The following is a 12,516-nucleotide window of genomic DNA, read 5'->3' on the forward strand; positions in this document are numbered from 1 at the left end:
TGTTTTGCAGACAACAATGGCGAAACCAATGATGAAGCGTTTGGTCGTGACCGGCGTCATGTTCTGCCTCAGCGCCGTGTGCGCGTTACCAGCGAGCGCTGCTGATCCGAAAGGGATGCTTGAAACAATTCATCACCACAAAATATTAACCTCAACCGTCCCCGAAAACGGCGATGTCAATCCGTACGCTATTGTTGTCGCACCGGTGAGTGCGGGGACGATTCAAAAAGGCGACGTGTTAGTCGATAATTTCAATAATATTTCGAATCTTCAGGGTACCGGCACCACCATTATTAGCTATCGGCCAAGCACCAAGCAGACAATATTATTTGCGCAAGTGCCACAAAACCTGAAAGACTGTCCGGGGGGTGTCGGACTGACTACCGCGATGACGATGTTAAAAACCGGTTGGGTTATTGTCGGCAGCACGCCCAGCACCGACGGCACCACTCGCACTAAAGGTGATGGCTGTCTGTTGGTATTCGATCCAAACGGTAAGCACGTTGCTACCTGGTCAGGACCTACGATCAATGGTCCGTGGGGTAACATGGTGACGGTCGACAAGGGTGACAGCGCTATATTATTTATAAGCATGGCCGGATTCGATATTCCCGGCCCAGAAGTAGTTGACCCGGCCACGCATTATCCGGTCACTGTGCGTAAAGCCACGGTGTTGCGCCTTGAATTAACTATTCCCGAGGGAAAACCGCCTGTATTGCAAAGTCAAACAGTCGTGGGGGACGGATTTGCGCAACGTGCGGATCGTGATAACTTCCTGTTTGGGCCAACCGGGCTGGCGCTGGGGGCCGATGATACTTTGTATGTCACTGATGGCCTGGATAACGAAATCACCGCGATTTCAGAAGCCAGCACCCGTACCACCAGCGCTAAAACCGGCAAGCTAATCACCAAAGATGGCTTGCTTGGCTGGCCGCTCGCTATGGTGATGACCCCCGCTGGTCATCTGATAGTTTGTAATGGCAAAAATGGTCAGGCGGTCGAAATTGATCCCGTTTCCGGAAAGCAGATTTATGGACATTGGCTCGACTCGAACCAAGCCCAGTCGCCGCCTGGAAATGGCGACCTGTTTGGCATAGCATTAACAGCCGACAATACCGGTTTTTATTACGTCGAGGACGATGTCAACGCGCTGGTGCTGGGGTCCCCATGAGTAATCCGAAAAATCCAGGCGATCCAAGCGATCCAAAATATAGCCCGACGCGGCGACGATTTATGACGCGCGCCGCAGTAGTGGCTGCGACCGCGCCGGTGTCGACTGCCGCATTTTCAGCGGCACCGGCATCTGGCAGTTCGGCGCTGCCTGCAATTGAGCCTTTTTGGGGCAAATACCAGGCGGGGGTAGCAACGCCCATGCAGCGTCATACCTATTTCATGGCATTCGATGTCGTCACGACAAATCGTGAGGAATTAATCGCTGTCTTGAAAGCATGGACGGAGGCCGCGGCAGCCATGTCGCATGATCCTGCGCAACGCCGCCTGAGCGCTGATGTCGACAAGATACCGGAGGACTCTGGGGATATTCTAGGCCTGTCACCAGCGCGTCTAACAGTGACCTTCGGTTTCGGTCCCAGTTTGTTTGGGAAAGAGGGTGACGATCGATTTGGCTTAGCCAAACAACGGCCAGCCGCTCTTGCAGATCTTCCGCGATTTACCGGTGACCAATTGATTGCCGAGCGTACGGGCGGGGATATTTCGGTGCAGGCGTGCGCAGACGATCCGCAGGTGGCAGAGCACGCCATCCGCCGTTTGGTTGCGCTGGCTTACGGGATGGCGAAAATTCGTTGGGCACAAACCGGTTTTGCGGCAGGTGTGAAATCCGGCGAAACCCCACGTAATCAAATGGGTTTCAAAGACGGGACCATGAATATACGACCCAAGGATGCAGCTGCGATGAAGCAGTTTGTCTGGGTCGGAAATGAAGGACCCGGCTGGATGCGGAACGGCACCTATGTGGTCATTCGCCCGACGCGTATCGCGTTAGAACACTGGGATCGAATGAAGTTGGGATTTCAGGAGCAAACCGTCGGTCGTCATAAATATTCTGGCGCGCCGATAGGTAAGCAGCATGAGTTTGAGCCACTTGATCTGGATGCAAACGATAAGGATGGCAATCCGCTTATCGCCGAAACCTCTCACGCACGTCTGGCGGCGCCCGAAAGCAATGATGGCGCACAAATACTAAGGCGTGCATATGCCTACGATAACGGTGTGACCCAGATTGCGGAGCGCTGGCCGCCCTGGCGTCAGGCGATGACGTTTGATGCCGGTTTATTGTTTCAGTGTTATCAGCGAGATCCTCGGACCGGCTTTACGAAGATTTTCGAAAAAATGGCCAAGCTGGATATGTTGAATCAATTCACGACGCATATCGGCAGCGGCTTGTTTGCGTGCCCACCCGGGGCCCAAAAGGGCGAATATATCGGTCAGCGACTGTTTGAGGCGGTCTGAAGAGATTTGCCAACAGAAGACGCTTTATAGACGATACTTAACAGGGGATGTTTATCAGGTTTAGATGTTTGCTGATCGGTTCGCTGGGGAATTTTTGCCCACAATCGCATCATAAAACCGGCACATTTTTTTAATCGCCGAAGCGTCCCTCCGCCTGCGCCCGAAATTCTTTGGGCGTAATCCCCTTCATTTCAAGAAATCGACGATTAAAGTTAGCGACATTATTGAACCCGACTTCATAACAAATATTGGTCACGTATTGCTCTGAATTCATCAACAACTGGCAGGCTTTATTAATCCTGATCTGATTTACAAAGTCAGTAAAGCTATTGCCGGTAGCCTTCCGAAAAAAGCGTGAAAATTTTGCAGGCGACATATTTAATCTAGTCGCGAGCAAGTCTGCGGAAACGGGCGTGCGATAGTTTTCCGTAATGTAATTGAATACGGTATTAATTTGTGCCATGGAGGCATCGTCATCAAACGACTGCATCTGGGCGTTCGATAAAAGTCGATAGGTGTTGCTTTTCGCTAATATGCCCAGCAAATTGAGGAACTCCGCAAATCGGCTGACATTTTTTGCTTCTCGTATCCGGTAAAACCACTGTTCAACTTGCTCGCTCATGTTTAGAAATTCAATACCATACTTGGCACGCTCCAGTAGCGGCATGATTTCACGCAATTCTGGAATGTATTTTGCCGCCAGCTCCAGGGGTGCATGACCAAACTGGATTGCCATGTCCCGCGAGGGAATCCCCTCTGCAGGAATGTTTGTTGAAATCCAGTTGTGTGGCAAACGCGGTCCGGTTAGCACCAGATTGCCAGGATAGAACTCGCCAATGTAATCGCCGACAAACAGCTTTCCACTACTTTTGATAATGAAATGCAGTTCGTAGACATCGTGGTAGTGCCAGCGAATTAACGGGTCCGGAACCCCGTGCTCCAAAAACCGTAAAAACTCACTAAATTCGTGGTATTCAAGTTCTGGAGTGCGAGAGGGGAGTTTGGTACTCAATGCTGTCTCCTTGGGTGCTATTGCGCTTCTATCCGTTTTGCATGCACGCTTAACCTCGCACGCCTAGCTCATGACATTACCACCATCTACATTCAATGTCTGGGCGGTGATGTAAGCAGATTCCGCACACGCCAGGAAGACCGCAGCGCCTGCGACTTCGCCGGGAACGCCCATACGACCGAGAGGTACCTCTTTGCCTACCGCTATTTTCTTTTCGCCCAGTTTAAGACCTTCATAACGGGCAAATAAAGCATCAACATGGCCCCACATGGGGGTGTCGACCACACCCGGCGATATGGCATTGACCCGGATGCCGAACGGCGCCATCGCCAGAGCGGCTGATTGGGTGTAGCTGATGACCGCTGCCTTGGTCGCGCAATAATGCGAGACCAGAGCCTCGCCCCTTCGTCCCGCCTGCGAGGCCATGTTAATCACACTTCCGCGTGTGCCTGAATTGCACATCTGCGCCAGAATTTTTTGCATGGTAAAGAACATCCCTTTGACGTTGACATCAAACAGGCGCTGATACATCGCCTCATCCGACTCCAGTAAGGGGGCCATATCGAAGACGCCAGCGTTATTGAAGAATGTGTCAACCGGCCCGAAGGCCTGACTAGCACGGTCGATCATTAAGGTTACAGAAGCGCTTTGTGTCACGTTTGTAGGCAGGTAGATTAGGGTCTCCGGGTGCTGCGACATCAATAGCGCTAGTTCCGCGGATGGCTCGGCAGGCAAATCCGCTACCGTACACAACGCACCCTCATGTAAATAGGCTGCTGCAACCGCTAATCCGATGCCGCCATTTGCGCCGGTGAGTATCGCGTGTTTTTTTTCAAGGCGGCCCAAGCTTGTCATGATAATTTTCCTTTTATTGAGAGATACGCATCGCGAACATTTGCCTCTAGTATGGCGTTGCCAGCGAGTGGCCCCCATAGAAGTGCATTGCCACAAAAAGCTCGCACACAGTCTGCTGCGTTCAGTATGCTGGCAACCGTGGCTTCGTCCATGGCCTGATCTTTATAGCTGAACGTGATATTTCCAGCGGCGCGAGATTGTAGAAAAGCCAAAAAAAGTGCAGGTAGCATGGCCGTGCTTACGAACGGCTGCTGTTGCGCAAGGCGCTCGGCGATGGTCGGCGCAATAAAGCCGGGAATTTTGGCAAATCCATCAGCGGCCACGCGTTCGATTGTGTCGTTGATATAAGGATTGCTAAAACGATCTAATACCGTATCCCGGTACTGTGCCAGGTCTATGATACTTGGCGACAAACAAGGTATGACATCGTCTGTGACATAGTCGAATGCCATTTGCTTGATGACCGGGTCGGCCAGAGCAGCATGGATGGTATCGAAGCCTTTTAGCGCGCCGGCCCAGGCAATGCAACTATGACTGGCGTTCAGAATTCGAATTTTGGCTTCTTCATATGGCATCACGGATGTGACCATTTCCACTCCAACCTTTTCCCAGGGAGGACGGCCGTTGCAAAAATGATCTTCCACTACCCATTGGCTGAATTCTTCTGCCATCACAGCGCATTTATCGTGAAGCCCGGTGGCGGCTTTCACCCGGTCTTTTACCTCGGCAGGTGGCTTCGGCGTAATACGATCAACCATTCCGTTCGGACAAGTTATATTGTCTTGCGCCCAGGTGAGTAATGCAGGTTCACCTCGCCGTGCCAGAAAATCTAATAAACCCTTTCGGAAATGATCGCCGTTACTACGGATATTGTCGCAACAGAGCAAAGTTACCGGACCCGCGTCGTCGTCTCTGCGCGCACGCAGAATGCTGCCCATGGCACCATAAATCGTTAGTTGCGTGCCTTGCTCGAGATCTGAACGCAAATCATCGTAAGAAAGATCCAGCTGCTGATGCTGATTCAGGTAATAACCTGCTTCAGTGACCGTGAACGAAATAACTCTCGTGTCCTCATGCCTGCCCACGGCGACAACAGCCTTCAAATCAGCGGTCCAAGGCAGAATATCGCTGATTGAACGGATTCGTTCATATGAAAATATGCCCGCTGGCGTCACTGTCTCCAGCGTATATTCGCCGCCTTGCGCTTGTAGATCCAGCAGCAATTCGGGCATGTCGGGACGGATATTTCCGGCAGCAAGCGCCCATTTTGTCTCACCGCCCTCAAGTAGGAGATTGAGATACCACGCCTGATGGGCGCGATGGAATGCGCCGACGCCAAGGTGCAAGATACGCTTTATTGAGAGGGGGGTGGTATGTGACATAAGGTTGTGTTTAGCGTGCGGTTGCATGTACTTTTCCTGCGCGGTCAAAAATGTGCATGTGTTGTTGGTTCAGGAGAAGGCTGACACGATCACCTGCGCTAAGGGATGAGCGCTCGTTGCGGCGCGCGACGATTTGTAATCCGTTTTCCATCGTCGAATAAATCAGTGTTTCGGCACCGAGTGCTTCGACGACATCGACGGTTGCCGGGTAACCTTCTGCCGAGGCGGTACCAAGTTCAACGTACTCGGGGCGAATGCCGACGAAACCGCCCTCGGGTAAGGAATGACCGACTTTCGGTGGATGCGGAAGACCTGAAAGTGGTAAGACGTTCATGCTCGGCGTGCCGATAAATTGCGCCACGAACTGATTGGCTGGTCGGTCGTACAATTCCAACGGCGACCCGACTTGTTCTATCGAACCGTCGCGTAAAACCACGACGCGATCAGCCAGCGTCATCGCCTCAACCTGATCATGGGTAACGTAAATGGTGGTGGCGCCCAGCTCTCTATGCAGACGGGCGATTTCAATGCGCGTCTGCCCCCGCAGGGCAGCATCGAGATTGGACAACGGTTCGTCAAACAGAAACACTTTCGGGGCCCGTACGATCGCGCGGCCGATCGCAACCCGTTGCCGCTGTCCGCCGGACAACGCTTTGGGAGTGCGCTCCAAATACTCGGTCAGGTTAAGGATGCTAGCGGCCTTGTTGACTTTCTCGCGGATGATGGCTTTGTCCACACCCGCCAGTTTCAATGCAAACGACATGTTCTCGAACACTGTCATGTGGGGATACAAAGCATAGGACTGAAAGACCATCGCCAGATCCCGTTTGGAAGAGGGCAAATGCGTGATGTCTTTGCCGTCTAACGTGAGACTGCCGCCGTTCACCGGCTCAAGACCTGCAATCAATCGCAGCAAGGTTGATTTTCCGCAGCCAGAGGGGCCGACAAAGACGACAAATTCACCTTTTTGGATTTCAAGGTCAATCCCTTTGATAGCGTGATGTGCATCGAAATATTTATCGAGTTTGTTTAATGTAAGGAAAGCCATGATCGATGTGCCCTTAGAATTTTTGAGACGCATTAAATACGTCAGCTTCAAAATAAATGCGCTATAGGTGTAAGCTTATTTAACCGCGCCAAAAGTCAGACCCTGAACCAGTTGTTTTTGGCAGAACCAGCCAAATACAATAATCGGTGCGATGGCCATTAGTGAAGCAGCGGAAAGCTTCGACCAGAACAATCCTTCCGGACTGGAGTAGGACGCAATCAGTGAGGCGAGCGTACCCGCGTTGGCGGCGCCAAGATTGAGCGACCAGAACGATTCGTTCCATGACAAAACCAAACACAATAAAGCTGTCGAGGCGAGGCCGCCGAGACCTAACGGTAAGACCACGTAGCGAAACTCTTTGAATATGCTGGCTCCATCCATGCGCGCCGCTTCCAGAATTTCACGCGGAATTTCCTTGAAATAGGAATACAGCATCCAGACCATGATCGGTAGATTTGATAGCGTAAAAATAATCGTTAAGCCCCAGCGCGTATCGAGCAGGCCGAATTTTTGGTAGAGAACGTATATCGGCACCAGGACGCCGACGGCAGGCAGCATCTTGGTGGAAAGCATCCAGACCAGAATATCTTTAGAACGCTTGGTTGGCGAGAACGCCATGGAATAGGCCGCCGGTGCCGCAATCAGCAGACCAAGCAACGTCGACCCGACACTGGTGATGATTGAATTCATCGCATACAGTAGGTAGTTGCTGCGGGCCTGAACCTCAGCAAAGTTCTCCAGCGTTGGGGAGAAGAATAGCTTGGCCGGGACTGCAATAGCCTGTAACTCTGTTTTGAATGCGGTTAATCCCAACCAGAAAATAGGGAAGAAAAGTAATAGTGCCAGCAGCCACGCCAGCATTGAGCGGCCGACCAGCGCCACTTTATAGGCGTTGGTATGCGTCACTGCTGGTGCCGCAATATGTGCTTTCGCTTTGGTCATTGTTTGCATGGCCAACTCCTATTTGTCTAAGTTCTTGCCGATCAGGCGAATGAAGAAAATGGCCGCAATATTGGCGAGGAGTACCGCAAATAATCCTCCCGCAGAAGCGACGCCGACATCAAAACTGGCGAGGGCTTGTCTGAATATCAGGAACGCCACGTTCGTCGTCTCGAAGCCAGGACCACCGCCGGTCGTCGTAAATATTTCTGCAAAAACGGAGAGCAAGAAAATCATTTCAATCATGATTACCACCGCAATTGACCGTCCCAGATGGGGAATGTAAAGGTAACGTAACTGCTGCAGATAATTGGCGCCATCCATCCGTGCGGCCTCAAGCTGTTCACGGTCCATGGATTGCAATGCGGTCATAAAGATCAAGCAGGCAAATGGCAGCCATTGCCATGCAATCATAAGAATAATGGAGAACAGAGGGTATTCCGACAGCCAGTCGATTGCGCCAAAGCCAAAAAAATGACTGATTTGCGCAAACAATCCATAAATTGGATTCATCATCATGTTCTTCCACATCAGCGCATTGACCGCTGGCATGACGAAGAACGGAGAAATCAACAGTACACGAACAATCGCTCTGCCCGGGAACGGCTCATTGATCAGTAGCGCTAACGCGATCCCGACCACGACTGTGATGCACATGACAGAGAAAAGTAAAATAAGCGTGTTTTGGACCGCCGGTATAAATGCATCATCGGTAAAAAAGTAATGATAATTCTCGAAACCGGCAAACGGGTGCGCGCCAGGTTCTAATAAGTTGTAGCGCAAAAAAGAGAAGTAGATTGTCATCGCGAGAGGGATGATCATCCAGACGAACAGCGTCGTCATCGCAGGCGTCAGTAACAGCCGCGCTGTGAGTCGTTTCATGGTGTGCTCGCAAGTCATGCTGGAAGCAGGCGGAATCCATAGCCCGCTTCCTGCGGTCAATCGGAATAATCCTTGGGTGCGGCAGGATTATTTGTAGTAGCCGCCCCTGCGCATTTCACGATCGGCTGCTTGTTGCGAAATTTCCAGCGCCTTGTCGACTGACTCTTTGCCCAGCAAGGCGGCGCTCAGCTGTTGGCCGGTGGTCGCGCCTATTGACTGAAACTCGGGGATCGCAGCAAACTGCACACCGACGTAAGGAGACGGCAGCAACGTGCTGTGGGTTGGGTCGGCGGAGTAAATTGCTTTCTGTTCCGCCGCGGCAAATTTAGCCACCTTTTGGAACTCCGGATTGGCATAGGTCGATTTGCGGGTACCAGTCGGAACATTGCTCCACCCGGTTTCTTTGGCGACCAGCGCGATATATTCCTTAGAGGTCGCCCAGCGAATGAACTTTTGCGCAGCGTCTACGTGTTTAGAGCTTTTCGGGATAGCGAGAGACCATGCCCACAACCAGTTTGCGCCGCGCTCGGTAACGGCAACGGGGGATTGGGCGAAGGCAACTTTATCGGCGACCTTACTTTGTTTTGGATCGCTGATGAACGAAGCAGCGATGGTGGCATCGATCCAGATGCCGCATTTTCCTTGATTGAATAAAGCTAGTATTTCATTAAAGCTGTTTGATGATGAGCCAGGAGGGCCATAATTTTTTAGCAGATCGACATAAAAATTGACCGCTTTTTTCCACGGTTCGCTCGTAAATTGTGGTTTCCATTTCATATCGAACAATTGTCCGCCAAACGAGTTCGCCATGGTCGTCATGAAGGCCATGTTATCGCCCCAACCGGGTTTGCCGCGCAAGCAAATACCATAGACGCCGTGCGCCGGATCGTTGATCTTGGCGGCTACCTCGCGGATGTGATTCCAGGTCGGATGATCTTCAATGGTCATCCCGGCCTTCTTCACCAGATCGGAGCGGTACATAATCATTGAGCTTTCGCCATAGAACGGCGCGGCAAATAGCTTGCCACCAACCGATAAACCGGCACGGATGGAGGGCAGCAGATCATCGACGTCGTAAGCAGCGTCCGGTTTTAACTCAACCAACCAGTCTTTTTTACCCCAGATCGGTGCCTCATACATGCCGATAGTCATCACATCAAACTGGCCGCTTCCGGTAGCGATATCGGTGGTCACACGTTGGCGTAAAACTGCTTCTTCAAGCGTGACCCATTTCAATTTGATATCAGGGTTAGCTTGTTCGAAGAATTTTCCGAGTTTTGCCATCTCGATCATATGGCCATTATTGACCGTGGCAACCACCAGATCGACTGCAGAAGCATTGAGAGTGAAAGTTGCAGCGGCTGCGAATAGGCTGACGCACAACGCGCTTTTAGCGATGAGTTTCATACATGTCTCCGTTTGATTTATTTTTTTGATGCTGAGATGATCTTAGCACTCAGTTCTGATACGGCCTGATACTCTTAGTTCAAACTCCGATACTTTTTTGCGACTATTAATATCGGTAGAGCAAAATTGCTGAAGCTTCGAATGTTGCTACAAGCGCAATATGGACATGGTTTTGCCTCAGCACCGTTCATAGGCTGGCACCATTGAGTCGCTCATTGCATGGATTTGAATAACCTGGAGCGAGAGTGCAAGCGTACCCAGCTAGTCCACGCTTATCCTGCTCAATTGCTCCCTCCAATGTCTCGCATTTAGGACGACTTTAATCGTCATTAAGGTGAACGATTTTTATCGAAATTTGCATCTGCGAATAGGGTGATGCAAGACCATGATTTCGAAGGTAAAAAAATTATTAAATAATTGTAAAATTGTTTTGCTACCTGGCGGTGTTTCCGTGTACTATGCGTGTCTTCGGAGTGTAGCGCAGCCCGGTAGCGCACCTGGTTTGGGACCAGGGGGTCCAAGGTTCGAATCCTTGTACTCCGACCATATTGAATAAAAAAGGCCTGTCTTTGACAGGCCTTTTTTATTTTTAGCGGCACATTATAGAAAATTAAAATCGACCAGCGTGACATCGGCGTCACGTTTGCGTTAGCCGTTCAGCCAGTCGTTATTCTTCAATGCCTGCCTGTCGTCTTTATCTCAATTTCCCAGCTCCATCAAGGCAGGTCAGCATTAATCCGGCCGGATGTTTTCTGATCTATGGCCAGTGGTCGCGTAGTTCTTAACCATATGATGCCTGGCGTAAGCGCCCCTCGCGTTTTATCTGTTACGCAGACGGCACCTTTTTGCGGTAAAAGACGCAAACATGATCACTCCGCTTTTGATGGGCTTAATGAAAATGGCCGCATCATTTTCATTAAGAAAATGATGCGACCATTTGATTGGCTCTAAAGCCTTCAATGCTGCAAATTACTTAGCGACCACGGCCACCCGAGCGGTGCGGTGCTGCGGGACGGGCTTGTGAATTGCCGCCACCACTTCTGGCTGGGCCAGTGTTTGGCTTTGATGCGGGTGCTTTACCGGCTCCGGCTGTCCGCTGACCTTGTGAGCGTCCACCACCGCCCCGATTTCCACCTGCGCCAGCACCGCCACCACCACTACGCAACTGGATCGGTTGCGCGCGCGCGTTTGGATCTGGTTCGAAGCCAGCGATAATTTCTTTTGGTAATTCGCGTTTGATTAACTTTTCGATGTCTTTCAACATCTGATGTTCATCGACGCAAACCAGTGATACCGCTTCGCCGGTGGCACCAGCACGGCCGGTGCGACCGATGCGATGGACGTAATCTTCTGGAACATTAGGAAGGTCATAGTTGACCACGTGTGGCAGCTGATCAATGTCAATACCGCGTGCAGCGATGTCGGTCGCCACCAATACCTGAAGGCTGCCGTCTTTGAATTCTGCAAGCGCTTTGGTACGGGCAGACTGGCTTTTGTTGCCATGGATCGCCATACCGCTGATTCCGTCTTTGCCGAGCTGCTCAACCAATTTATTCGCGCCGTGTTTGGTTCGGGTAAACACCAACACTTGCGGCCACGAGTAGGTCTTAATGAGATGCGCTAATAACGGATGCTTTTTATCGCGATCAACGGGGTGGATTTTTTGCTGAATGACTTCAACGGTCGAGTTGCGACGCGCAACTTCAATCATTGCTGGTGAGTTCAGCAAGCTGTCAGCAAGTATTTTGATATCGTCTGAGAAGGTCGCCGAGAACAGTAAGTTCTGGCGTTTTTTCGGCAGCACCGCAAGGATTTTTTTAATGTCGCGGATGAAGCCCATATCGAGCATACGATCTGCTTCGTCCAGAATCAGAATCTCAACATGCTTCAGATTGACGGTACCTTGTTGCATGTGGTCCAACAAGCGGCCCGGTGTACACACCAAAATATCGACGCCATGCTTTAGGATTTTGATTTGGGGATTAATGCCAACGCCACCAAAAATAACCGCCGAAGTTAATGGCAAATATTTACCGTACAGGCGAACGCTTTCTTCGACTTGCGCCGCCAGCTCACGTGTCGGTGTCAAAATCAACGCCCGAATTGGGCGCTGCGGGCCGGTTGGATTGGTTGGAGAGGTAGCGAGTCGATGCAAAACGGGCAGCGTGAAGCCAGCCGTTTTACCGGTGCCGGTTTGTGCGCCTGCTAACAAATCTCCACCGGCGAGTACGGCAGGAATTGCCTGCGCTTGAATAGGGGTGGGGGTAGTGTAGCCGTGCTCGGTAACAGCGCGAACAATGGCATCGGACAAGCCGAGTTCAGAAAATAACATGGAAGCTCAATAGAATAATATCGGCCTGTCGCCGCTCGGGCGCCAGTCGCAGGCAAACGGGATTAGTGAATTCAGGAACCGGGGGGTTATTCGAGACGGCTTAAAGCTGCTGAATTAAACCTGTATGGTTCCCTTGCGGCGACATTTGACTGGAGAATGACCGCACTCGCGCAGAGTATAACAGCGAACA

General features: G+C 51.3%; 10 protein-coding genes and 1 tRNA gene. 3 read left to right on the plus strand and 8 right to left on the minus strand.

What is annotated here, in order from left to right:
• Window positions 1-16 precede the first annotated feature (16 nt).
• Together JQN73_RS19090 and efeB are read left to right on the plus strand one after the other, a co-directional pair.
• Window positions 17-1,171, plus strand: a complete 1,155-nt coding sequence (locus tag JQN73_RS19090) for a hypothetical protein (RefSeq protein ID WP_240162330.1) — start codon at window positions 17-19, stop codon at window positions 1,169-1,171.
• The gene (efeB, locus tag JQN73_RS19095) at window positions 1,168-2,469 is read left to right on the plus strand and encodes an iron uptake transporter deferrochelatase/peroxidase subunit (RefSeq protein ID WP_205320525.1); all 1,302 of its coding nucleotides are present in this window, start codon (window positions 1,168-1,170) and stop codon (window positions 2,467-2,469) included. Before JQN73_RS19090 ends, efeB begins: the two co-directional genes overlap by 4 nt.
• A 130-nt stretch (window positions 2,470-2,599) precedes the next feature.
• Here efeB and JQN73_RS19100 read toward each other — a convergent pair whose 3' ends face one another.
• The 7 genes from JQN73_RS19100 to JQN73_RS19130 form a co-directional block, all read right to left on the minus strand.
• Window positions 2,600-3,481 (minus strand): AraC family transcriptional regulator, encoded by an 882-nt coding sequence (locus JQN73_RS19100; protein ID WP_240162331.1) that lies wholly within the window; start codon window positions 3,479-3,481, stop codon window positions 2,600-2,602.
• Between the two features lie 63 nt (window positions 3,482-3,544).
• On the minus strand, window positions 3,545-4,336 hold the full coding sequence (locus tag JQN73_RS19105; RefSeq protein WP_205320526.1) for an L-iditol 2-dehydrogenase: 792 nt from the start codon (window positions 4,334-4,336) through the stop codon (window positions 3,545-3,547).
• Window positions 4,333-5,745, minus strand: coding sequence for a D-arabinitol 4-dehydrogenase (gene dalD / locus JQN73_RS19110; protein WP_240162332.1), 1,413 nt, complete (start codon window positions 5,743-5,745; stop codon window positions 4,333-4,335). The genes JQN73_RS19105 and dalD overlap by 4 nt, the downstream gene beginning before the upstream one ends.
• Window positions 5,729-6,766: an ABC transporter ATP-binding protein gene (locus JQN73_RS19115; protein WP_205323474.1), complete on the minus strand. Its 1,038-nt coding sequence runs from the start codon at window positions 6,764-6,766 to the stop codon at window positions 5,729-5,731. Before JQN73_RS19115 ends, dalD begins: the two co-directional genes overlap by 17 nt.
• 75 nt (window positions 6,767-6,841) lie before the next feature.
• Window positions 6,842-7,723: a carbohydrate ABC transporter permease gene (locus tag JQN73_RS19120; RefSeq protein WP_370551261.1), complete on the minus strand. Its 882-nt coding sequence runs from the start codon at window positions 7,721-7,723 to the stop codon at window positions 6,842-6,844.
• 3 nt (window positions 7,724-7,726) lie between these two features.
• Window positions 7,727-8,587 carry a carbohydrate ABC transporter permease gene (locus tag JQN73_RS19125; RefSeq protein ID WP_205320528.1) on the minus strand — a complete coding sequence of 287 codons (861 nt, stop codon included), beginning with the start codon at window positions 8,585-8,587 and terminating at the stop codon, window positions 7,727-7,729.
• 87 nt (window positions 8,588-8,674) lie between these two features.
• Window positions 8,675-9,994 carry a sugar ABC transporter substrate-binding protein gene (locus JQN73_RS19130; RefSeq protein ID WP_205320529.1) on the minus strand — a complete coding sequence of 440 codons (1,320 nt, stop codon included), beginning with the start codon at window positions 9,992-9,994 and terminating at the stop codon, window positions 8,675-8,677.
• A gap of 469 nt (window positions 9,995-10,463) precedes the next feature.
• Between JQN73_RS19130 and JQN73_RS19135 the strand changes: the two genes are divergently transcribed.
• A tRNA-Pro gene (locus JQN73_RS19135) sits at window positions 10,464-10,540 on the plus strand.
• A 427-nt stretch (window positions 10,541-10,967) separates the two neighbouring features.
• Here the strand turns inward: JQN73_RS19135 and JQN73_RS19140 are convergent.
• Window positions 10,968-12,326: a DEAD/DEAH box helicase gene (locus tag JQN73_RS19140; protein ID WP_205320530.1), complete on the minus strand. Its 1,359-nt coding sequence runs from the start codon at window positions 12,324-12,326 to the stop codon at window positions 10,968-10,970.
• Window positions 12,327-12,516 lie beyond the last annotated feature (190 nt).

This window comes from Glaciimonas sp. PAMC28666 (assembly GCF_016917355.1).
Classification (GTDB): Bacteria; Pseudomonadota; Gammaproteobacteria; order Burkholderiales; family Burkholderiaceae_D; genus Glaciimonas.